This is a genomic window from Bacteroides sp. ET71, from assembly GCF_023336905.1.
In the GTDB taxonomy this organism is placed as follows: Bacteria; Bacteroidota; Bacteroidia; order Bacteroidales; family Bacteroidaceae; genus Bacteroides.
The window spans coordinates 16,658-41,375 of the sequence record NZ_JAMBLS010000017.1 but is presented as its reverse complement, the minus strand read 5'-3'; the positions used below and the strand labels follow the sequence as shown (position 1 = coordinate 41,375).

At 42.8% G+C, this 24,718-nt stretch carries 18 protein-coding genes and 1 tRNA gene; 12 read left to right on the top strand and 7 right to left on the bottom strand.

From position 1 onward, the window contains the following. Positions 1-194: 194 nt before the first annotated feature. Positions 195-1,970 (bottom strand): biotin/lipoyl-binding protein, encoded by a 1,776-nt coding sequence (locus M3090_RS09960; RefSeq protein WP_249055796.1) that lies wholly within the window; start codon positions 1,968-1,970, stop codon positions 195-197. Positions 1,971-2,577: 607 nt separating this feature from the next. Here M3090_RS09960 and M3090_RS09955 point away from each other — a divergent pair. Further along, entirely contained in the window at positions 2,578-5,481 is a 2,904-nt protein-coding gene (locus tag M3090_RS09955; RefSeq protein WP_249055795.1) for a M16 family metallopeptidase, read from the top strand. A 77-nt stretch (positions 5,482-5,558) separates the two neighbouring features. Here M3090_RS09955 and M3090_RS09950 read toward each other — a convergent pair whose 3' ends face one another. Then, positions 5,559-6,176 carry a trimeric intracellular cation channel family protein gene (locus tag M3090_RS09950; protein WP_249055792.1) on the bottom strand — a complete coding sequence of 206 codons (618 nt, stop codon included), beginning with the start codon at positions 6,174-6,176 and terminating at the stop codon, positions 5,559-5,561. Positions 6,177-6,264: 88 nt separating this feature from the next. Here M3090_RS09950 and M3090_RS09945 point away from each other — a divergent pair, with 88 nt between their 5' ends. From M3090_RS09945 to M3090_RS09900, 10 genes are all read left to right on the top strand, one after another. Beyond that, positions 6,265-7,347: a UDP-N-acetyl glucosamine 2-epimerase gene (locus M3090_RS09945; RefSeq protein WP_249055790.1), complete on the top strand. Its 1,083-nt coding sequence runs from the start codon at positions 6,265-6,267 to the stop codon at positions 7,345-7,347. Positions 7,348-7,484: 137 nt separating this feature from the next. After that, on the top strand, positions 7,485-10,070 hold the full coding sequence (locus M3090_RS09940; protein WP_249055788.1) for a DUF5686 and carboxypeptidase-like regulatory domain-containing protein: 2,586 nt from the start codon (positions 7,485-7,487) through the stop codon (positions 10,068-10,070). A 4-nt stretch (positions 10,071-10,074) separates the two neighbouring features. Continuing rightward, entirely contained in the window at positions 10,075-11,337 is a 1,263-nt protein-coding gene (locus M3090_RS09935) for a replication-associated recombination protein A (RefSeq protein ID WP_249055786.1), read from the top strand. Positions 11,338-11,416: 79 nt separating this feature from the next. After that, entirely contained in the window at positions 11,417-12,376 is a 960-nt protein-coding gene (locus M3090_RS09930) for a D-2-hydroxyacid dehydrogenase (protein WP_249055783.1), read from the top strand. Positions 12,377-12,455: 79 nt separating this feature from the next. Further along, positions 12,456-12,529, top strand: a tRNA-Arg gene (locus tag M3090_RS09925). Between the two features lie 219 nt (positions 12,530-12,748). Further along, the gene (ileS, locus tag M3090_RS09920; protein ID WP_249055839.1) at positions 12,749-16,243 is read left to right on the top strand and encodes an isoleucine--tRNA ligase; all 3,495 of its coding nucleotides are present in this window, start codon (positions 12,749-12,751) and stop codon (positions 16,241-16,243) included. Between the two features lie 33 nt (positions 16,244-16,276). Beyond that, complete coding sequence (locus M3090_RS09915; protein WP_249055780.1) at positions 16,277-16,657, top strand: TraR/DksA family transcriptional regulator; 381 nt, start codon at positions 16,277-16,279, stop codon at positions 16,655-16,657. Positions 16,658-16,733: 76 nt separating this feature from the next. Beyond that, a complete protein-coding gene (locus M3090_RS09910) occupies positions 16,734-17,366 on the top strand; it encodes a lipoprotein signal peptidase (protein WP_249055836.1) in 633 nt (210 codons plus the stop codon). Continuing rightward, positions 17,363-18,265 (top strand): DUF4296 domain-containing protein, encoded by a 903-nt coding sequence (locus M3090_RS09905; RefSeq protein WP_249055778.1) that lies wholly within the window; start codon positions 17,363-17,365, stop codon positions 18,263-18,265. Before M3090_RS09910 ends, M3090_RS09905 begins: the two co-directional genes overlap by 4 nt. Continuing rightward, complete coding sequence (locus tag M3090_RS09900) at positions 18,262-18,528, top strand: hypothetical protein (RefSeq protein ID WP_249055776.1); 267 nt, start codon at positions 18,262-18,264, stop codon at positions 18,526-18,528. Before M3090_RS09905 ends, M3090_RS09900 begins: the two co-directional genes overlap by 4 nt. Here the strand turns inward: M3090_RS09900 and M3090_RS09895 are convergent. Then, a complete protein-coding gene (locus M3090_RS09895) occupies positions 18,479-19,243 on the bottom strand; it encodes an RNA methyltransferase (protein ID WP_249055774.1) in 765 nt (254 codons plus the stop codon). The genes M3090_RS09900 and M3090_RS09895 overlap by 50 nt on opposite strands. Positions 19,244-19,338: 95 nt before the next feature. Then, on the bottom strand, positions 19,339-19,581 hold the full coding sequence (locus tag M3090_RS09890; protein ID WP_249055772.1) for an integrator complex subunit 13: 243 nt from the start codon (positions 19,579-19,581) through the stop codon (positions 19,339-19,341). Positions 19,582-19,638: 57 nt separating this feature from the next. On the opposite strand from M3090_RS09890, the gene M3090_RS09885 reads away from it, so the two are divergent. Further along, positions 19,639-21,960: a BamA/TamA family outer membrane protein gene (locus M3090_RS09885; RefSeq protein ID WP_249055770.1), complete on the top strand. Its 2,322-nt coding sequence runs from the start codon at positions 19,639-19,641 to the stop codon at positions 21,958-21,960. Positions 21,961-22,028: 68 nt separating this feature from the next. Here M3090_RS09885 and M3090_RS09880 read toward each other — a convergent pair whose 3' ends face one another. The 3 genes from M3090_RS09880 to M3090_RS09870 form a co-directional block, all read right to left on the bottom strand. Beyond that, positions 22,029-22,586 (bottom strand): DUF3332 domain-containing protein, encoded by a 558-nt coding sequence (locus M3090_RS09880; RefSeq protein WP_249055768.1) that lies wholly within the window; start codon positions 22,584-22,586, stop codon positions 22,029-22,031. Between the two features lie 302 nt (positions 22,587-22,888). After that, positions 22,889-23,311 (bottom strand): DUF1893 domain-containing protein, encoded by a 423-nt coding sequence (locus M3090_RS09875; protein ID WP_262918885.1) that lies wholly within the window; start codon positions 23,309-23,311, stop codon positions 22,889-22,891. Between the two features lie 17 nt (positions 23,312-23,328). Continuing rightward, positions 23,329-24,717 carry an aldo/keto reductase gene (locus tag M3090_RS09870; RefSeq protein ID WP_249055765.1) on the bottom strand — a complete coding sequence of 463 codons (1,389 nt, stop codon included), beginning with the start codon at positions 24,715-24,717 and terminating at the stop codon, positions 23,329-23,331. Position 24,718: the final 1 nt, after the last annotated feature.

The following is a 24,718-nucleotide window of genomic DNA, read 5'->3' as shown; positions in this document are numbered from 1 at the left end:
TCTTGTTGTGCCGGCACACATGAAAAAAGCCGGATAAGAAGATTGGTTTTACCCAGTCATCTTATCCGGCATTTCTTCTGCCCTCCGATGAGGATTACAAAACGCTTTGTCTTGCTATTTCGGCGCAAAGTTGGGTCAAAAGTTGGAAGTATGCAAGTTTTGACCCGGAAAAATGAAAAGATTCTTGGCCGGCGTCAGGCGAAGATGTCGGTGCGCTCGACGTAGGCTATGACGTCGCCTTTGTTGACGATGTCGCCTTGTTTGGCGCAGACTTCGACGACGCGTCCGGTGAATCCGGTCATGACTTTCTCGTATTCGCCCCAGGGGGTGGAGAGGTAGCAGAAGACTTCGTCGTGCTGGTATTTGCGCCCGATGAAGGGTGCGGACGAGGGGCCTTCGACGGATACTTCCCACAGGACTTGTCCTTTGGAGGGGGCGATGATGGGGTCGGCTTTGGCGCGTTTGAGCTTGCGTATGGCGTCTTCGGAGAGGCCGCCTTTGGCCAGGGAGGCGTCTTTGGCGCGCATGAGTTCTTCTTCGAAACGCTTTTTGGCTATGCCGGACTTGTAGTCGCGGTACTGGCGGTCGTGCATGGCCAGTTCGAAGAGTTCTTCGTCGTCGGGGCCGCAGTCCCAGCCGTTGTCGGCCATTTCCTTGCGGTATTGGTCGAGGGCATCGGGGTAGTTTTGCTGCGGGTCGGCGTCGGTAAATTCGTAGCCTTTCTGGTGGGCCAGTTCGATGATTTCGGGGGCCAGGGGACCGGGCAGTCGTCCACTCTTGCCGAGTATCATGTCCCAGGTGTGGTTGTCAATCATGGTCCAGCGTTGTTCACCTTTGACGAGTTGCATGAGGTTCATGAGGGCCACGTTCTTGACGTATTGGCTGAAGGGGGTGACGAGTGGGGGATAGCCGAGTTTGGGCCATACGTATTCTACTTCGTCGAAGAGCATGACGAGCAGGTCGTCCAGGCTGAGTTCGGGTTTGCCTTGCCCCTTGAGCAGCATGTTGATGCCGGCGTGCACGCCTTTGAGGTCGGCCATCATGGAGCCCATCATGCCGCCGGGCAGTCCGCATTTGAGCAGCAGGGAGGACATGTGTTTGTTGGTGGGGTCCATGAAGTATCCCAGGAAGTCGTCGATGAAGCTTTGCGTCATGCTGCGTGTCTCCATGTAGGCTTTCATGTTGATGTAGGGCACTTGGAAGCCGGCATCGCGCAGCATGGCCTGTACGGAGATGACGTCGGGGTGAACCTTACCCCAGGACATGGGTTCCATGGCTACGTCGATGATGTCGGCGCCGTTTTCGCAGACTTCGAGGATGGAGGCCATGGAGAGGCCGGGGCCGCTGTGGCCGTGGTATTGGATGAGGACGTCGGGGTGTTTCTCCTTGATGCGCTTGACGAGGCGTCCCAGCATGGCGGGTCGTCCGATGCCGGCCATGTCTTTCAGGCAGATTTCGGGGGCTCCGGCGGCGATGAGCTGGTCGGCGATGCCGGCGTAGTAGTCGACGGTGTGGACGGGGGAGTAGGTGATGCAGAGCGTGGCCTGGGGTATCATGCCTGCCTCGAGGGCGTACTTGATGGAGGGGATGATGTTGCGCGTCTCGTTCAGGCCGCAGAAGATGCGGGTGATGTCAACGCCTTGGGCGTGCTTGACGCGGTACATGAGGCGGCGCACGTCGGCGGGTACGGGGTACATGCGCAGGGCGTTCAGGCCGCGGTCCAGCATGTGTGTCTGTATGCCTGCTTCGTGGAAGGGTCGGGTGAAGGCGCGTACGGCCCGGTTGGGGTTCTCGCCATACAGCAGGTTCACTTGCTCGAAGGCGCCGCCGTTGGTCTCGACGCGTGCGAAGCAACCCATGTCGATGATGAGCGGGGCGACGCGTACCAATTGGTCTACTCGCGGCTGGTATTTGCCGGAAGATTGCCACATGTCTCGGTAGACAAGGCTGAATTTGATTTCTTTTTTCATGTCAGTTCTTCAATTACAGTGTTTCTACAATGTCGGTTAACTTGAACGATTGCAAATGTAGCCTTTTTCGTTGACATATTGTCATCTTCCCCTCCGAAAAAACAAGGGCAGAAGATATGTTTAATATCATATTATAGCCTCCCCGGGGGCAGCCGGCCGCAGTCCGCAGACACCTGCCTCCAGACCCCTTCCGGAAGCACGGCGGGAGGGCGTCTGACATCACGCGTGAAAGGCATCCGACATCACGCGTGTTTTATATTGTTAATAGGCGTGATGTCAAGACCCTTTCACGCGTGATGTCAGATGGGCTTCATGCGTGATGCAAATCGGTAACACGCGTGATGCAGACAAGTAACACGCGTGATACAGACGGGTAACACGCGTGATGCAGACAGGTAACACGCGTGATGCAGACGGGTAACACGCGTGATACAGACAGATAACACGTGTGATACAGACAAACAGCCGCCGACATCACCCCACCACACCTTACGGACAGCCCGCATCTTTTTTTACGAAAAAATCGTAGAACATATGTGATTTTTTCATAGCTTTGCTGACAGATAACGAAAAACACATTATTCACTTAAAATCAAATCAAGCAATCATGAAGTCAATCAAACACCAAGCACTTCTTCTGCTGACACTCCTGCTGGCCGCCGCGCCCGCGTGGGGACAAGGGCTGAAAGCCTTCAAGCTGAAGAACGGTCTTTCCGTATATATATGGGAAGACAACACGAAATCAGACGTCTACGGCATCGTGGCCGTCCGCGCCGGCTCCGTCAACGAACCCGCCGAATACACCGGACTTGCCCACTACCTGGAACACGTCATGTTCAAAGGCACCGACCAGATAGGCGCCCTGGATTGGGCCAAGGAGAAACCCCTGTACGAGCAAATCATCGCCAAATACGACGAGCGGGCCGCCACCGACGACCCGGCACGGAAGGAAGCCATCAACCGCGAAATCAACGAACTGAGCGTCGAAGAAGGCAAGCTGAGCGTCTCCAACGAGTTCTCCGACCTCATGGAAAGCATCGGAGGCAAAAACCTCAACGCCGCCACCGGCTACGACCAGACCTACTACCACAACTCCTTCCCTGCCTACCAGATAAACAAGTGGCTGGAAATCTCCTCCCAACGATTCATCAACCCCGTCTTCCGCACCTTCCAGTCCGAACTCGAGAACGTGTACGAAGAATACAACATGTACCAGGACGACCCCGGCAGCCAGCAACGCAACTTCCTCTTCTCCAAAGCCTTTGAGGGACATCCCTACGCACGCGACGTCATCGGCCTGCCCGAACACCTGAAAAACCCGCACCTGAGCCGGCTCATCGACTTCTACAACCAATGGTACGTCCCCGAAAACATGGTACTCATCCTCGTGGGCAACGTCAACGCACAGCAGATAGCCCGAAACATCGCCGGAACCTTCGGACGCCTGCCCAACCGCCCCCTGCCGGAACGCAAGACATGGCCCGACCTCAACATACAGGGACGCACCCAACACACCGCCAAAGTCGGCTACTATCCCAGCGTCTGCCTAATATATAAAGGTGTACCCGCCGGACATCCCGACGAAATTCCCCTCGAAATAGCCATGTCCCTGCTGAGCAACAGCAGCCACACCGGCACCCTGGACAAACTGGCCCTCGACGGCGAACTGACCGACTGCGCCGCCATGCCCCTGACCATGCGCGAACAAGGCCGCAACCTCGTCCAGTGCGTACCCCTGTACGATGAAAACCAACGCCGCTTCGAATCCAACAAAAGCACCGAGAAAAAAGCCCTGAAAGCCATCAGGCAAATAGCCGACGGACAGTTTGCCGACTGGCAAATCGAAGCCATCAAAATGAACATGTGCCGCGACTTCGACGTACAGATGGAGTCTAATACCTTTAAAGGAAACCTCCTGATGGACGCCTTCATCAACGAAAAAGACCTGGCACGCGTCCTCAACTACAAAGACGAAGTCATGGCCGTCACCACCGACGACATCAAACGCGTCGTCAAGCAATACCTGAACGACAACTACCTGGCCCTCTACATCGAACAAGGCAAAACCAAGAAAGCCGAGAAAATTCAGAAGCCCGGCTACAAACCCATCGAGCCACCCGTAGGCAAACAATCGCTCTACGCCATGCAATTCAAAAACATGCCCATCGGACAGGTAGAAGAAAAGTTCATCGACTTTAGCGACGTGCAAGTCAAACCACTTAACGACCGCTCCAAACTCTACTACACGCCCAATACCGAGAACAACGTCTTCAGCCTCACCCTGCGCTACGGCGCCGGCGAACGCGAGTTCCCCAAATTGGGCATCGCCGCCGAACTCATGAACAACGCCGGCGTGATGGGAGCCTACGAACCGCAGCAACTGAAAGAAGAACTGAGCAAACTGAACGCCACTTGCCAGGTATGGGCCAGCGACGACTACCTGTACATCATGATGCGCGGCTACGAAGAGACACTTCCCCAAGCCTGCCAACTGCTGTCACGGCAGATTCTCATGCCACAATTGGACGACAAACAACTAAGCCGCATCAAAGGTTCCGTGCTCGGTTCGCGCCAACAACGCAAAGAAAACGTCAACACACTGGCCGACGCCCTGTCGCAATACATCCGTTACGGGGAAAAATCCTCCTACATCGACGAACTGACAGACAAACAGATGCTGGAGCTCCAAATATCCGAACTGACAGGCGACATCAACCGTGCTGCCAACTACGAGGCAGAAATCTTCTATTGCGGAACCCTGCCCTTCGAAACAGCTTATAACGTACTGAGCCAGAACCTGCCACTCGTAGCCAACGAACGTCCCACGACTTCGCCCCAAGACAAGTCATTGGTTTCCGTGACAGAAAACACCGTCTACTTCCTGCCTAACGACGATGCCGAACAAGCACAAATCTTCTTCTTCATGCCCATGGGCGCTTATGACAAGAAAGACGACGTGCAGCGCGATGCCTTCAACCAATACTTCTCCGGAGGATTCGGAGGACTGGTGATGAACGAAATCCGTGAGAAACGTTCGATGGCCTACTATGCAGGTGCACAAGTGATAACCCCCTCCTTACCCGGTAATCCGACATACATGTACGGACATATCGGAACCCAAAACGACAAGGCAAACGATGCCATTGACGTATTCATGGGCTTGGTAAATAACATGCCCCGCAATACAGAACGCATCGGCAACATTAAAAGCTACCTGCGCCAAGAAGCTTTGAGCAGTCATCCCGACTTCCGCGACAAAGCTCAATACTTACGCATTTTCCAACGTATGGGCTACGAAGGCGACCCAGCCAAGGAAAACTTGCCGAAAATCGACGCCCTGACATTTGACGATATTGCCAAGTTCTATGAACAAAACGTGCAAGGCAAGCCTTACGCCATAGGCATCATTGGCAATCCGAAAATGATTGACCTCGATCGGCTTGGACAGTATGGCAAGGTTGTTCGCTTGAACAGCCGTAAACTGTTCAACACAGAAGACACACTCTTCTAAGAAAAACGATTATCCCCGCAAGCAGTTTCAAACTACTTGCGGGGATTTTTATGTAGATATCAAGTCCGTAAAAGGAATTATTCATTTTCATTCCCGGAAAGGATAGGAAGGCAAATATTATAACGCACAGCCAGCACGCGGACCAGAAAAACCGTGATGCCACCCGCCAGTTGGCAAATAAAAGATTCGGCACCCAACTCCCAACAAATCCAATAAACTGTCCCTCCTACGACACAAGCCATAGCATAAATCTCTTTGCGAAAAATAAGCGGTGTTTCATTAATAAGCACATCGCGGATAACACCACCTGCCGCTCCCGTGATACTGCCCATGATAATAGCCACCCAGAATGGATAACCCAGAGCCAAAGCTTTGCCGCATCCTACTACAGTGAATAGTGCCAAACCAATAGCATCGAATGTAAAAAGCGTGTTGTTCATGTGTACAATATGTTTTCCGAAGACAATCACCCATACCAAGGCCAAAGCCGTGCAAAACAGATAAATCGGGTCTGTCATCCATGCAGGAGTTACGTCCAGTAGCAAATCGCGGATGGTTCCTCCCCCCACCGCTACTGCAAATCCACACACATAAGCTCCAAACCAGTCGAAGCGTTTAGCAGAAGCCAGCCGTATGCCGCTGACGGCAAATGCAAAGGTTCCTATGAAATCGAGTATTTGAACAAATGTAGGCACCGTATCTTTCTTTAAAAATTCAGGCAAAGAAACGAAATTTTCATGTAAAAACGTATATTTGCACCGTCATTTATTTATAACTACACCGATGAAAGTAACTATCATCTCAGGAGCCCGCCCTAATTTCATGAAAATAGCTCCCATTTGCCGGGCCATTGACTCTGCGCGAAAAGCAGGGAAAGACATTTCTTATCGTGTCATCTATACAGGTCCGCAAGATGACGTAGCATTAGAACCGTCCTTGTTCAGCGACCTAGCCATGCCCGTTCCGAACGGTTACCTGGGCGTTTCTGGACATGACCATTCTCAAGTAGCTGCAGCCATTATGCTGGCTTTTGAAAAGGAATTAGATAATCATCCGGCTGACACTATATTGGTGGTCGACGACATGACTGCCACCATGAGTTGTGCCATCGTGGCTAAAAAAAGAGGTTTGAAAGTGGCCCATGTGATTGCTGGTACGCGTTCGTTCGACATGAACATGCCCCGTGAAGTAAATCGTACGATTGTCGATGCTATTTCCGACTATCTCTTTACTGCAGGAATGATAGCTAACCGGAACCTGAATCAAGAAGGTATGATACCAGATTACATACACTATGTTGGTAATATACTCATAGATACTATCCGCTACAATCGTAATCGTTTATTGCAGCCTTTGTGGTTTGACACCCTTGGTCTTCGTAAAGGCAACTACATTCTTCTCACTCTTAACCGGCATGATTTGCTGGAGAAACGAGTTGTATTACAATCTCTTTTGCAAACCCTTGTCAACAAAGTAGGGAATTTGCCCATTGTCGCTCCCTTGCATCCCTATGCAGAGCAGATTGTAGCATCATTGGGGTTGGCTGTACCTACTCTTCATTTGCTCCCCCCACAAAGCTACCTTCATTTCGGTTTCCTTATTAACCAAGCTAAAGGCATCGTGACCGATTCAGGTAATATCGCCGAAGAAGCTACCTTCCTTGACGTCCCCTGCATCACTCTTAACACTTATGCCGAACATCCAGAAACATGGCGCATCGGCACCAACGAACTTGTAGGAGAGAATACTTTTGCTTTATCTGCAGCGCTTGACAAATTAATGCAAGGTGAGTGGAAACACGCAACATTACCTGAACGTTGGGATGGACGCGCTGCAGAACGAATTGTACAAACCTTGTTGAAATAGCTGTTACACATATTTCTCTCAATGCCGTAAATATACTCTTTGATAGTAAACTCTTAAAGATTCCTGTTTTTCTTTAGAGTATATTTGCTTCAAGAAGTACATCTATTTGCTATTTTTGTGCCCTGAAAGTGAAAGATATGAAGCAACTACACATATATTACGTTCTTTTTTTGCTGCTAACATTCATTCCACAGGATGCAATAGCCCAAATTCGGGGAGTCATCACCGATTCGCTTACTCATGAACCGCTGATGTTTGTCAACGTGCAATACAAAGGTTCGACTTTTGGTACACGTTCAAATGAAGAAGGCGAATATCGCTTGACTATCAGGCAGGGGTTTGATGAAATAATCTTTTCCTATATGGGCTATAAAACAAAAATAGTAAAAGTACAGCCTGGAGAGAGTAATATGGATATACAATTATGCCCGGATAACATTGTGCTGTCAGAATTAGTGGTCAAGCCTAAACGCGAACATTATTCGCGTAAAAACAATCCGGCTGTTGATTTTATGCGTAAAGTTATTGCACATAAAAAGAATCTGAAATTAGAAGAAAAAGATTTCTATCAATACCAGAAATATGAAAAAATGAAGATGTCTCTCAATGACATCACTCCGGATAAATTAGAAAAAGGAGTATACAAGAAGTTCGCTTTCTTTAAAGATCAAGTTGAAGAATCTGCTCTGTCTGGTAAACTGATTCTACCTCTTTCCATCAAAGAAACGGCCAGTCGTACTATTTATCGTAAAACACCTCAAAGTAAGAAAACGATTATAGAAGGTATGAATTCGACGGGTGTAGAAGAATTCTTCAATACAGGTGATATGCTTGGAACTGTCTTAAATGATGTTTTTTCGGACATCAATATTTATGACGACAACATTCGTTTGCTACAACGCTATTTTACTAGCCCTATTGGTCGTGGAGCTATTGCTTTTTATAAATATTATCTGGAAGATACGATAATGGTAGATGGTAGTGAATGTATTCATTTGACATTTGTGCCTCAGAACTCACAAGATTTTGGTTTCACTGGTCATCTGTATGTATTGAAAGATTCAACGTATGCTGTAAAACGCTGTACTATGAATCTACCGAAAAATACAGGAGTCAATTGGGTGGAATCAATGAATATTGTTCAAGAGTTTGAACAACTTCCTGACAAAAGCTGGGTATTAGCAGATGATGATATGATTGTGGAATTGGGTATTACAAAAGGTATACAAGGTCTCGAGGTTCAACGCACAACCAAATATACAGAATATAAGTTTGATCCTATTGAACCTCGTCTTTTTCGATTAAAAGGAGATGTAATAAAAGAAGCTAATATGTTATCACGCCCAGATGAATATTGGGCCCAAATTCGTCAAGTGCCTTTGACTGCAAAAGAAAGTTCGATGGATGTTTTTATGAATCGTATAGAACAGATTCCCGGTTTTAAGTATATCATCTTTGCAGCAAAAGCATTAATAGAGAATTTTGTAGAAACTGGTGGCAAAAAACATCCCAGCAAAGTAGATATTGGACCAATCAATACAATGATAACCAGCAATTATCTGAATGGAACCCGTTTTCGTGTAAGTGCTATGACAACCGGTAATTTGCATCCTCATTGGAGTTTTAGTGGTTACGGAGCTTATGGAACGAAAGACAAAAAATGGTTTTATTCTGCTCAAGCCGCTTACTCTTTCAATAAACGAGAATATGTATTATGGGAATTTCCTAAACACTACATCGCTTTCAAATACACATATGATGTAATGAGCCCAATGGATAAATATTTAGTTACGGACAAAGATAATATGTTTGTTGGGTGGAAATGGGCAACAGTGGATCAGATGTCGTATATCCGTGATGCAACATTAACTTATGAACTAGAATCACAAACTGGATTTTCTATGCAGGCTCTCATGCGGCATCGCAATGATCAACCCGGGGGAAATTTGGCATATTGGAAGAATAATGGAAGTGTTGCTGGAGTATTGGATGAGAAAAACACTAAAGTACATGATATAACGACAACAGAGTTAGGAGTAACGTTAAGGTATGCTCCAGGAGAAACTTTCGTTAATACCAAGCAGAGACGCATCCCAGTATCGCTTGATGCTCCTGTTTTTTCATTATCGCACACAACTGGTTTCAAAGGAATATTAGGTGGAGATTATAATTTCAACTTAACGGAATTGAGTATGAGAAAAAGGTTTTGGTTCGGGTCATGGGGAAAACTTGATGTAACCGCCCGTGCAGGTGCACAGTGGAACAAAGCTCCTTTTCCTTTGCTAAATTTGCCGATGGCCAATCTTTCTTATATTACTCAAAACAATGAATCGTTCAATCTTATTAATAATATGGAGTTTATGAATGATAGATATGCATCATTGGCTTTAAGCTATGATTTAAATGGAAAACTTTTTAATCGCATTCCGCTCATCAGAAAATTGAAATGGAGAGAAATGTTCAGGATACGAACATTATGGGGTACGCTAACCGATAAAAACAATCCATATAAAAATCAAGATCCAGAGATATTTCTTTTCCCTATGCGTGATGGCCAACCGACAAGCTATGTCATGGGAAGAACGCCTTATATTGAAGCAAGTGTAGGCATCTATAACATTTTCAAATTGCTCCATATAGAATATGTTAGAAGATTGACATATACGAATATACCCGGGACAACCAAATGGGGAATACGATTCATGGTGTTAACTCTATTTTGAAATTATGCAACCTTTAGCAGAAAGACTTCGCCCCAATACATTGGATGAATATATTGGGCAAAAACATCTTGTAGGACAAGGTGCTGTATTACGTCGTATGATAGATTCCGGGCATATTTCGTCTTTCATTCTTTGGGGGCCTCCTGGAGTTGGAAAGACTACATTAGCACAAATTATTGCGCATAAGTTGGAAACCCCTTTCTATACATTGAGTGCGGTAACTAGTGGAGTAAAAGATGTACGTGACATCATAGAGCGTGCCAAGAGTAATCATTTTTTTTCTGCTACCAGTCCTATTCTTTTCATTGACGAAATTCATCGTTTCTCCAAATCTCAACAAGATTCTTTATTAGGTGCTGTGGAACAAGGAATCGTTACGTTGATAGGAGCAACAACAGAAAATCCTTCATTTGAGATCATCAGGCCATTGCTTTCTCGATGTCAACTCTATGTGCTCAGGCCTTTAGAAAAAGATGATTTGTTAACCTTGCTTCATCGTGCTATTACTACCGATTTCATATTAAAAGAAAGAAAAATTGAACTGAAGGAAACAAATGCCTTGTTACGTTATAGTGGAGGAGACGCTCGTAAACTACTTAATATACTTGAATTAGTGATAGAAGCAACAGAACATGATCCTGTAGTCATTGATGATTCTCTTGTCATAGACTGTCTTCAACAAAATCCATTAGCTTATGACAAAAATGGAGAGATGCACTACGATATCATTTCTGCTTTCATTAAAAGTATTCGAGGTTCTGATCCAGATGCTGCTATATATTGGCTAGCCCGTATGGTAGAAGGGGGAGAGGATCCTACATTCATTGCTAGAAGATTGGTTATCAGTGCTGCTGAAGACATAGGGCTTGCCAATCCCAATGCGCTGTTGTTGGCTAATGCTACTTTTGATACTGTTATGAAAATAGGATGGCCCGAAGGGCGTATTCCATTAGCAGAATGTACCATATATTTGGCAACCAGCCCTAAAAGCAATTCTGCTTACATGGCAATCAATGATGCCCTGGCTTTGGTAAAACAAACAGGAAATTTGCCAGTTCCTCTACATTTACGCAACTCACCAACTAAATTGATGAAACAATTAGGATATTCTGATGGCTATAAATATGCCCATAATTATCCTGGACATTTCGTTCGTCAGCAGTTTATGCCCGACGATTTGAAAAATTACCATATCTGGCACCCTCAAGAAAATTCAGCAGAAATGCGCCACAAAGAACGAATGGAACAACTTTGGGGGAAAGAATGATGAAAGTAGCCTTCATTTTTTATTCTAAGTAAATGCTCTATACATATTAATCAATATCAATATAGTAACAACAGAAAATATGAAAATTGTGGTATTAGACGGTTATGCCGCCAATCCGGGTGACCTTTGCTGGGATAATCTCAAAGCGCTAGGAGAATGTATTATTTACGACCGCACCTCTCCTAGCGAGTTACTAGAACGTGCAAAAGGTGCTGAAGTGCTTTTAACGAATAAAACAACTCTTAGTGCTACAGATATCGATTCATTGCCTACACTACGTTACATAGGCGTTTTAGCGACAGGATATAACATAATAGATATTAAAGCAGCGAACCGGCATGGTATTGTTGTAACAAATATTCCTGCATACAGTACTGGTTCTGTTGCACAAATGGTTTTTGCACATTTGTTGAACATTGCTTTGCAAGTACAACATCATGCAGAAGCTGTACGTCAAGGCCGGTGGACGTGTAGCAAAGATTTTTGTTTTTGGGATGCACCTCTTATTGAGTTAAGCGGAAAAAAAATAGGCATCATTGGATTAGGGAATATTGGTTATCAAACAGCTCGTATTGCTTTAGGTTTTGGCATGCAAGTTGAAGCCTGGACTTCTAAATCGTCTCTTCAGCTTCCTCCAGAGATTCATAAAGCAAATTCATTGGATCAGCTTTTTACAGAATGCGATGTGATCAGTTTGCATTGTCCTTTGACCAATGAAACTCATAATATAGTTAATGCTCAACGCCTGGCATTAATGAAATCGACAGCAATCCTAATTAATACCGCTCGAGGGGCATTGGTAGACGAACAGGCTTTGGCCAATGCATTAAACGAAGGAAGAATCTACGCAGCTGGATTAGATGTTTTATCCTCAGAACCTCCCCACACAGATAATCCTTTGCTCCATGCGCGCCATTGTTTTATAACTCCACATATTGCTTGGGCCAGTATTAATGCTCGTCAACGTTTGATGGAAATAGCTGTTTCCAACATTAAAGCTTGGCAAGAAGGGAAAAATGTGAATAATATTGCCATATAATTTTTCGTTATAATAGTTTGTATATTCATAAAGAAAAACGTACCTTTGCACGCGATATCTAAATGGATAGCATAAGGTTGGTTCCGTAGCTCAGCTGGATAGAGCAACGCCCTTCTAAGGCGTGGGTCCTGCGTTCGAATCGCAGCGGAATCACACTTTTTTAAAGTTTTTGAGTTAAGGCAAATTAAAAGCAGGGAGCTTGGGAAAGTTTCTTGCTTTTTTGCTTTAAAAACTATTGCTCGCATTTACATTTTTGCTCAAGCTTGAGTTTCATTACTATTATTTTAAATAACCTTTCTCTGTTTTTCCTAACTTTTTTGTATTTTTGCGCCCTTGAACACATAACGTGATAATAATTAAAGATATATAATGATGGGTAAGAAGTTTGCCGAATACCGGAAGTTTGATCTTTCGGAAATCAACAAAGAAATATTGAAAAAATGGGATGAAGATCAAGTCTTCGCCAAAAGTATGACAGAGCGAGAAGGATGTCCTTCTTTTGTCTTTTTCGAAGGGCCTCCTTCTGCCAACGGTATGCCTGGCATTCACCATGTATTAGCTCGTACCATCAAAGATACTTTTTGTCGTTATAAAGTGATGAAAGGTTTTCAGGTGAAGCGTAAAGCAGGGTGGGATACGCACGGTTTACCTGTCGAATTGGGTGTAGAAAAGGCCTTGGGCATTACAAAAGAAGATATCGGCAAAACAATTTCCGTAGCTGATTATAATGTAGCTTGTCGTAAAGAAGTGATGAAATTTACTAAAGAGTGGGAAGACCTGACTCATAAAATGGGTTATTGGGTGGATATGAAGAACCCTTATATTACATATGACAATCGCTATATTGAAACTTTATGGTGGCTTCTTAAACAGTTTTATAATAAGGGGCTTCTTTATAAAGGATATACCATTCAGCCTTATTCGCCAGCCGCAGGTACGGGACTTAGTTCACATGAATTGAATCAACCTGGTTGTTACCGTGATGTGAAAGATCTGACTCTTGTAGCTCTTTTTAAAATTAAAGATCCTAAACCTGAAATGACAGAATGGGGAAAACCATATTTTATTGCATGGACTACGACCCCTTGGACTTTGCCTTCTAATACAGCTCTTTGTGTTGGACCTAAATTTGATTATGTTTCTGTTCGTACCTATAATGGATATACGGGTGAAAAAATTACCGTTGTTCTAGCTAAAGATTTACTCTATACTCATTTCAATAAAAAGGCTGAGAGTATATCTCTAACAGACTATAAATATGGGGACAAACTTATACCATTCCAAATTGTGGGTAACTATAAAGGAACCGATCTTGTGGGAATGCATTATGAACAACTCATACCTTGGGTAAAACCGATCGAAATAGATAATAATGGTCAATGGAAAGAAGCTGAATCTAATGCTTTTCGTGTCATTTCAGGTGATTATGTAACAACAGAAGAGGGTACTGGCATAGTACACATCGCTCCAACCTTTGGCGCTGACGATGCTTTTGTTGCACGCCAAGCAGGCATTCCTTCACTTTTCTTGATAAATAAACGCGGGGAAACACGTCCCATGGTTGATTTAACTGGAAAATTCTATTTACTTGATGAATTAGATCCAACTTTTGTTCAGGCTTGCATTAACGTAGATCTGTACAAAGAATATCAAGGGCGATGGGTAAAGAATGCATATGATCCACGTTTTACTATTGATGGGAAATATGACGAGAAAGCAGCACAAACAGCCGAGTCACTGGATCTAGATCTTTGTATGATGCTAAAGGTTGCTAATCAAGCTTTCAAAATCGAAAAACATGTACATAACTATCCCCATTGCTGGCGAACTGATAAACCTATACTCTATTATCCTTTAGATAGTTGGTTTATTCGTAGTACAGCATGTAAAGAACGTATGATAGAATTAAATAAAACCATTAATTGGAAACCAGAATCAACAGGAACGGGGCGTTTTGGTAAATGGCTAGAAAACTTGAATGATTGGAATTTAAGCCGTTCTCGTTATTGGGGAACTCCGTTACCTATTTGGCGAACAGAAGATGGTAATGAAGAAAAATGTATTGGTTCAATAGAAGAATTATTTAATGAGATAGAAAAATCTGTAGCTATAGGATTCATGTCTGAGAATCCTTATCAAAAACTAGGTTTTATACCAGGTGTTTATACTAAAGATAATTATGGTAAAATAGATTTACATCGCCCTTACGTGGATAATATTGTTTTAGTGTCGGAAGGTGGTAAGCCAATGAAACGTGAATCAGATTTGATAGACGTTTGGTTTGACTCTGGTTCTATGCCCTATGCACAAATTCATTATCCGTTTGAAAATAAAGAAGCATTAGATAATCGTCAAGTTTATCCTGCAGACTTCATAGCTGAAGGAGTAGATCAAACTCGTGGATGGTTTTTTACGCTTCATGCTATTGCAACAATGGTCTTCGATTCTGTCGCTTATAAGGCTGTTATCTCCAATGGTTTAGTGCTCGATAAAAACGGTAATAAAATGTCTAAACGCTTAGGAAATGCTGTTGATCCTTTTGCCACTATTGAAAAATATGGTTCAGACCCTTTGCGTTGGTATATGATTACCAATTCGTCGCCATGGGATAATCTAAAATTTGATATAGAGGGAGTAGAAGAGGTTCGGCGCAAATTCTTCGGCACATTGTATAATACTTATTCATTTTTTGCTCTTTATGCAAACGTCGACCATTTTGATTATAGTGAATCTGATGTGCCAATGAATGAACGTCCAGAAATTGATCAATGGATACTTTCCTTACTTAATTCTCTGGTAAAAGAGGTAGATGCTTGTTACAATGAGTATGAACCAACGCGTGCAGGTCGTCTTATTTCAGATTTTGTTAATGATAACCTTTCTAATTGGTACGTTCGTTTGAACCGTAAACGCTTTTGGGGAGGAGGTATGACCGAAGACAAACTCTCGGCTTATCAAACTCTTTATACATGTCTAGAAACTGTATCAAAACTAATGGCACCGATTGCTCCTTTTTATGCGGACATGCTTTATTTAGATTTAGTAAAAGTGACAGAACGTGATAACGTAACATCTGTACATTTGGCCAAATTCCCAGTTAGTAATGAAAATTTAATTAACTTGGACTTGGAAGAACGAATGCAGGTAGCTCAAGATATCACTTCTATGGTACTAGCTTTACGCCGCAAGGTAAATATAAAAGTGCGTCAACCGCTGCAATGTATCATGATACCAATAGTGGACGAAGAACAGCAAATTCACATTGAAGCTGTGAAATCTCTCATTATGAATGAAGTGAATGTGAAAGAAATAAAGTTCGTGGATGGCACTGCTGGTGTATTGATCAAGAAAGTAAAATGTGATTTTAAAAAGCTAGGGCCTAAATTCGGTAAACAAATGAAAACGATAGCCTCTTTAGTGAACAATATGAGTCAAGAAGCTATTGCTGAATTGGAGATGAAAACAAGTTATTCTTTTGTTCTACCAGATGGAACAATTGCAACGATTGATGCATCAGATGTAGACATTTATAGTGAAGATATCCCAGGTTGGTTAGTAGCTAATGAAGGACGTTTGACTGTAGCTTTGGAAGTTACTCTAACTGATGAGCTTCGTCGTGAAGGTATTGCACGTGAGCTAGTCAACCGTATTCAAAATTTGCGTAAGTCTAGTGGATTCGAAATAACTGATAAAATAAGTATCACATTATCTAAAAATCCCCAAACAGATGATGCAGTAACCGAATATAAAGACTATATTTGCAACCAAGTTTTAGGAACGGAGCTTGCACTGACTGATGAAGTGAAAAACGGGGTTGAATTAAATTTTGATGATTTTTCTCTTCAGATATGTGTAGCTAAAGAATAAGTTTTTTAATACCACATTTAAACACATTACGTTATGGCTGAAAAAACAAGATACTCGGATGCCGAGTTAGAAGAATTTCGCGCTATTATCTTAGATAAATTAGCATTGGCGCAGCGTGATTATGATATGCTAAAAGCTAGTTTAACAGGTGCAGATGGCAATGATACAGATGATACCTCTCCGACTTATAAAGTGTTGGAAGAAGGAGCAAACACACTTTCTAAAGAGGAAACTACACGTCTAGCTCAGCGGCAATTGAAATTTATACAAGGATTACAAGCCGCATTGGTGCGAATTGAGAATAAAACGTATGGCATTTGTCGTGAAACAGGTAAACTGATTCCTGCTGAACGTCTTCGAGCAGTGCCTCATGCAACATTGAGCATTGAAGCCAAGAATAATGGGAAAAAATAAAAAATATAATATTAGAGCAACGAGCTGCAAACGTAAGTTTGTAGCTCGTATTTATGACGAGAGCATAGGATTGACGATGAACAGGTTTCTTACAAAAGGACGAATAGCCACCTTAGTTATTTTAGGAGTTTTGCTTATAGACCAAATTATAAAGGTCTGGATTAAAACTCATATGTATTGGCATGAAAGTATTCGTGTAACAGATTGGTTTTATATTTTCTTTACAGAAAATGTAGGTATGGCATTTGGCATGGAAATATTTGGAAAACTGTTCCTTACAATCTTCCGATTAGTAGCTGTCAGCATTATTGGATATTTTTTGTACAAGTGTATTAAATATCAATTAAAGATGGGATTTATCCTATGTGTATCTTTAATTTTGAGTGGAGCATTGGGGAATATTATCGACAGTCTTTTTTATGGGGTGTTGTTTAATGAAAGTACCCCTTCTCAAATAGCTTCATTTTTACCGGAAAGCGGAGGATATGCTCCTTTATTTTATGGAAAAGTAGTAGATATGTTCTATTTTCCTATCATAGATACTTATTGGCCTCAATGGATGCCTTTTATTGGAGGAGAACATTTCATTTTTTTCAGTCCCATATTCAACTTTGCTGATGCTGCTATAAGTTGTGGAGTCATTGCATTATTCTTATTCTACAATAAGTCATTTAGTGAGGCTTATCATTTGATTGTAAAGAAAAAATGATAAAGATAAAGAAGTATATCCAATTGGGGGGGATGATTTTCATCGGAGTTCTTTGCCTCACTTCATGCAAAGTAAAGCGTCCTGATACAATATTATCTGATGCGCAGATGGAAGCTGTGTTGTATGATTATCATATAGCAAAAGTTATGGGAGAACAGCTTCCGTATAATGAAAATTATAAGCGGGCGCTTTATATAAACTCTGTATTCAAAAAACATGCTATCACGGAAGCCGAGTTTGATACATCTATGGCTTGGCTTGCACATAATCCTGAGGTTTTAAGAGATATTTATGAAAAGATTAATAAACGGTTGAAAGCAGAGAAAGAGAATATTGATAATTTGATAGCCATACATGATAATAAACCAAAGGAATCTAAAGCGGGAGATAGTATTAACGTATGGGCATGGCAAGAAGTATATCAATTAACAGGTATGCCATTCGATAATAAAATGGCATTTAATCTTCCTTCTGATATTAATTTCCAGAACAGAGATACTTTACGATGGAATATGCGATTCCATTTTCTTGGAGGAAAGGCTACGAAAGATTCACTGTATCAACCTGTAATGGCCATGCAGGTATATTATGAGAAAGACAGTATCGTAAATACTGTCCGTAGAATACAACATTCAGGAGAAGAGTCCATAAGCCTTTGGGCTGATACATTGGGAAGAATCGAGAAGATATATGGCTTTGTATATTATCCTCGTCAATTATCTGGTAACCAGACGTTGTTGATTGACAAAGTTTCTTTGATGCGTTATCATGCTAAAGACAGCCTGGCGACAGATACGATAGAGAAGATAGAGCGGCCTGCTACGCCTGTACTTGGAAAAACGAAGCCGACGTTAAAGAAAAGTCCGATAAGACCTTTGAGACAGCCTGTTCGCCAATGATTTCGACCAAGCATCGTTATGTGGCTCATTATCTTTATACTTCTTCAAGCGGATATTTGAAGATGTATGGCGTAGAGATAGAGGGTGGGAGACTGGCCCGCATTTTTCCTTTTACGGAGGAAGTGGAAAATGTGGAGTGGCTTCCCGGCGTTATCAAGTTGGAGATGACGCCGGAGTATGGGCTGGAGATATGGCATTATTATCCTTTTGACTTTACAAAGATGATGCCTGTCTCCGGAACTCGGCGCAAGCGATTGCTGTAGCTATGGCCACATTAAGTGATTCTGATGCTTCACGGCCTGACGGATAGTTCGGAATATGAAGTTTGTATGTAACGAGCTTCTCAATGTCCACCTTGATGCCGTTTCCCTCATTTCCCATGATTATCAATCCATGCTTTGACAGCTTTTGCTTATAAATGTTTTGCCCGTTGAGAAAGGTTCCATAAACCGGGGTCTCTGCTGGCAATCTGTTTATGAGCGTGGATAAAGAAGTGTAATGAACTGCCACGCGAGCAATGGCCCCCATCGTAGATTGTATGACTTTGGGATTGTAGACATCCACTGTGTCCGGTGAACAAAAAACATGCTCTATCCCAAACCAATCGGCCAGTCGGATGATGGTTCCCAAATTGCCGGGGTCCTGTACGCCATCCAACGCCAGGCATAATGAACGGGTAGGGGCTGCGAAATCTGCGGCTTCCTGGGGGTGGCGGAAAACGGCGAGGACTTGCTGGGGGGCGCACAGCAGGCTAGCTCGGGCCAATTCTTCTTCCGTGGCCTCTATGATTTCTTCCGAATCCGGATGGGGATGCGCGGACAGCCATTCGGCAGTCGCCACAAGCAGCGGGCAGGCGAATTTTCCCAGTAAATCATTTATCAGTTTGGGGCCTTCGGCCAGGAAAACTCCTTCGGCTTTCCGATATTTCTTCTGTTCGAGCGAGTGAATGTATTTAATCCGGTTCTTGCTTAGTGCCATAATGGTTTTTGTTAATCGCGGACAAAAGTACACGAATCTTTCCAATAATCCAAGGTTTGCCGCCTTTATGCTCGGGAAGAGAGCCTCCGAGACATTTAACTTGCCCGTTCGTATGGAAAAGTTTCCTGCAATACAGCCCATTTATCTACCGGCAAGGTGAGAATCTCTATTTCCAGCTTAGAAATATATTTTTCCAGCCTGTGAATATATATTTCTATCCTGTGAATATATATTTCTAAGCTGGAAATAGAGATTTTCCCATAGGGCAACAGCTTTTGGGCCGTATTCCGGAGATTTATCAGACAGAGGAGCGGACGGCTTTCTGCTTTATATTTCATTTTCACTTTCCAGACAGAAAAATAACGGCTATATTTGTAGCAGATTATACGGGACAGATGAAAAAAAGATTGAAACATATGATCCGCCTTTTGTCATCGGCTTGCCTCATGCTAACGCTTGTTGCCTGCTCGGTGACGAAATATGTGCCCGAAGGTTCTTATCTGCTGGACGATGTGCGCATACAAACGGATAATAAAGAGGTCAAGCCATCCGATTTGTCATTATACCTCCGGCAACACCCCAATTCAAAGTGGTTCAGCTTGATAAAAACTCAACTGTACGTTTATAACTGGTCGGGACGTGACTCAACACGTTGGATCAACCGCGTATTGCGCCGCATGGGAGATGCTCCTGTCATCTACAGCCCGGAAGAAACCATGCGAACTGCTGAAGAAATGACCAAAGCCGTACAAAACATGGGATACATGGGAGCCACGGTCAACACCCTGCCCGAAGTCAGCGGACGGAAAATGCGCCTGACTTACCAGATACATACAGGGCGGCCTTATTCGGTGCGCACGTTGAAATACGACATAGCCGATTCCAAAATCCGTACATACATGCGTCGTGATTCTGCCTCTACACTGCTTCATGAAGGAATGTACCTGGACGTAAATGTTCTGGATGCAGAACGTCAGCGCATCACCTCTAATCTTCAAAGATACGGCTATTATAAATTCAACAAAGATTACATTTCTTACACCGCCGACACTGTACGCAATACTTACCAGGTCGATTTGACGCTTCATCTGGCACCTTATCACCGTCATGCCAGTGGCGCTTCGGTGCCTCATTCACAATACCGCATCAACAAGGTTTCGTTCATCACCGACTATAACATGCTGGAATCCACCACTACGAACAACATATCAGTGACCGATTCCATCCACTACCTGCAATACCCCATCTATTATAAAGACCAACTCTATCTGCGTCCCAATGTATTGGTAAACAACTTGCATTTCGCGCCAGGTGAGCTGTACGATGCCCAAGACGTGCAGCGTACCTACCTGAACTATGGCAGGTTACAGGCTTTGAAATACACAAACATCCGCTTTCTGGAAACACAAAAAGACAGCACCAGGCTGAACGCCTATGTCATGCTAACCAAGAATAAGCCACAATCCATTTCCTTCGAAGTGGAAGGAACCAATTCTGCCGGAGACCTGGGAGCAGGCGCTTCTGTCACATATAATCATCGTAACCTTTTCCGGGGTTCAGAAGTGTTCATGCTAAAACTGCGTGGCGCTTACGAAGCTGTATCCGGATTGCAAGGGACTGGATACAATCAAAACTATATCGAACTGGGTGCCGAAACATCTATCAATTTCCCACGTTTCCTGTTTCCGTTTCTGTCGAACAACTTTACACGACGCATATCTGCGACCACCGAATTTGGTTTACAATATAATTATCAAATGCGACCAGAATTTACCCGTATCGTAGCATCTGCTGGATGGAGTTATAAATGGGGGATGCAACATTTACGCTCCCAGCACCGCATCGATTTGCTTGACATCAACTATCTTTATATGCCATGGATGGATGAAGGATTTCGTAATCTATATTTGGAACAAGAGGAAAACTACATATTGAAGTATAACTACGAGGATCGCTTAATAGTACGGACAGGTTATAGTTATACATACAATAGTGCCGGCCGGGCATTGATGAACAATGCTACATTAGGCAATTCTTACACTGTACGATTTAATTTCGAATCGGCCGGCAATTTGTTATATGCCTTGGCAAAAGCAACCCATATGCAACGAAATGCCGATGACGAATACACGCTTTTAGGAATACCGTTTGCACAATATGTCAAAGCCGATGTAGATTTTGCTAAAAATATAGTAATAGATAATCGCAATTCATTGGCTTTTCACATTGGTGCAGGCATTGCCATCCCTTATGGAAATGCGACGGTGGTTCCCTTCGAAAAACGTTATTTCTCAGGAGGTGCCAACAGTGTACGCGGATGGTCAGTACGTGACTTAGGACCGGGTTCCTTTCCTGGAGATAACAATTTCTTAAATCAGTCTGGCGATCTTAAATTTGATGCAAGTATCGAATACCGTACGCGATTGTTTTGGAAACTTAAGGGGGCAATATTTATTGATGCAGGTAATATCTGGACGCTGCGTGAATACGATGAACAACCTGGAGGAAAATTTGAATGGAACAAATTCTATAAGCAAATAGCTGTGGCATATGGATTAGGGATACGTCTTGATTTAGACTTTTTCGTACTACGTTTCGATGGAGGAATGAAAGCTATCAACCCAGTTTACGAAAGCGGTAAACAAAGATATCCTATCATTCATCCCAATTTCAAACGCGATTTTGCGTTTCATTTCGCCGTAGGTTATCCCTTTTAATGAGAAACAAAAAAACGGGCAAATGTTAATTTGAGAACATTTGCCCGTTTGAATATTTACGAATCAGGTCAATTCAAAGCATAATAATAACTGTCTGTCATTACAGCTTGACGAGCAGTAGAGATACCTTGTGTATCAAGTGTAACGGTTAAATCACCACCATCAGGTAAAGTCATTTGAGCTGTTCCGTCGTTGTTCAGTTTCAGAAGCTCTGCGCTAGTGCCATCAGCTACTACATTCCAAGAATTTTGCTCTGCATTATATATCAATTGCATAGAAACATCTTCTCCTTCTTTAGTAATAGAGTATCCATTTTCTAATGTTTCGACTAGGTAATTTCCATTTTCTCCTTTAATAGTTTTGACATCACCAATACTAGCCATTGGGTTACTGCCACTCCAAAATTCTATGGAGTTAATGACTAGTGCATCAGCTAAGTAGCATACACCATACACTGGAATAATGTTAAAAGCCAAGAATACCAGTTCGTTAACAAATTTGTTGCTGATGTTCTGATTCCAATTGCTCAATTTGGTATGCAAACCAAATGATCCCACACACGAACTGAAAAGAAACGCACCGCAAATCATAACGGTAGCAGCCATTTTGAGAGTAAGTTTTTTCATAACAGTTTCTTTTTAATTTTGTTAAATCTGTAAATAGGAGACAATCCTTGTTGCAAATATAGTTCTTTTTTTAAGGAAACTACCATTTTCATAAAAGTTTTTCATAGTACAAATCAACATTTAAAGCGGATATTCGCACACAAACTTTACTTTTCTCTTGTAATGATTGCAAATATGATAGAATCATGGTATATAAAGCCTGAACCATGGTATATTATGCTTCTTTGTGTTGACAAAGAGTTGGTGGAGTTATTAAGTTCGTAGCAAGGCTTGGGCTTTTGCAGATATTCATAGGCATCTTATCAGGGTGCAAACCTCTTAGAGACAAAATCTTGTATGACGGGATAAATAGTTTCTGGGTCATTGATTCCGTCGCAAGCAGTTTCTAAAGGACAGCGTCCATCTTTCTTACGATTGATAATAAAAGGTACTTCAATGCCAAAATTTGTAGAAATATGGGCTTGGCGCAACAGGGTGAGAGCTGGAGTACTGATAACATCCGCATACAAATACGAAATTTTTCCCAACACAAGTAAGGCCGCAGCTCCTTTTCCTATGACTTTATCTGCCACGAACGCGCCACAACAAAAATCTGGAGAAGATTGATACAGCTCGTATAAATCAATAACACCATGACGATGGAAAGTCCGGATTTCTGTATCATTTTGTACTACACATGAATACCCGCCTTGATGCAACAGGTCTATAATACCTTGTATTTCCATAATAATCCAATAAGATTCTATAATGTTCCTTGCTTTAAATTTTCTACAAAATCATTGATTCGTTGCATTTGATGAGGTATATCGATAGACTGTGGGCAATGCGGGTTACACTGTTTACATCCAATGCAGTGGTCTGCTTGACGTAAACGAGGTACACTTCGGTCATATCCGACAAGGAAAGCACGACGAGCCTGGTGATAATTTTCATCCTGGATGCTTCTTGCAAGATTGCCTTCATTAACGCATTTATTATAATGCAATAGTATAGCAGGAATATCAATACCATAGGGACATGGCATGCAATATTTGCAATCATTACACGGTATGGTAGGATACTGAGTAATGAGATTTGCTGTATCGAAAAGGAACTGGCGTTCATCTTCTGTTAAAGGAACCAAAGGAGAATATGTACGCAGATTATCTTGTAAATGTTCCATATACGTCATGCCACTTAAGACTGTCAGTACATTCGCTGGAGAACCAGCAAAACGAAACGCCCATGAAGCTACACTATTTTCCGGTTGTCTTTGTTTAAGTCTCGCTACAATATGGTCAGGCAATTTAGATAAACGCCCTCCTAACAATGGTTCCATAATAATAGCAGGAATATGCTTTTTCTGTAACTCTTCATACAGATAATCAGCATTTACATTATTACCTGATGCATGGTTCCAGTCCAAATAGTTCAATTGAATTTGTACGAAATCCCAATGCACCTGCTCATGCATAGCAAGTACTTCGTCGAATACATCTTTTGTTCCATGAAAAGAGAATCCCAAATGACGAATACGTCCAGCTTCACGTTCTTTTATCAGATAATCTAACATTCCATTCTCAATATAACGGGCATTGAAAGTACGTATTCCACCGTTACCAATTGAATGTAACAGATAATAATCTATGTATTCTACCTGCAAATCAACGAAAGACTGCTTATACATTTTAATAGAATTCTCACGGGTATAATTGGAGAAATTGGATAATTTGGTAGCAATCTTGAATCGTTTCCTCGGATACCGTTTTAAAGCAATGCCAGTCGCTTTTTCACTCCATCCTTGAACATATACAGAAGTATCATAATAATTTACCCCATGCTTCATGGCATAATCCACTAACTGATTTACTTTTTCTTGATCTATCAAATCTCCTTTCCCGTCTGGCGATGGGGTAGTAGGCCAACGCATACAACCATATCCTAAAATAGAAACACTTTCTTTCTCCTGATCAGAAAAGTTTCGATATGTCATTTTGGCAGGCCTAGAATCTGCATCATCTACAGCAGTTTTTAGCTTTTTCTTCGGTCCAGGCGTACATCCTTGCAGTATATTTATAGAAGAAGCTGCTGTAGCAATTCCCACAATTCTGAGAAATTCACGTCGGCCAATATTTTTTTTGTAGTTATCCATT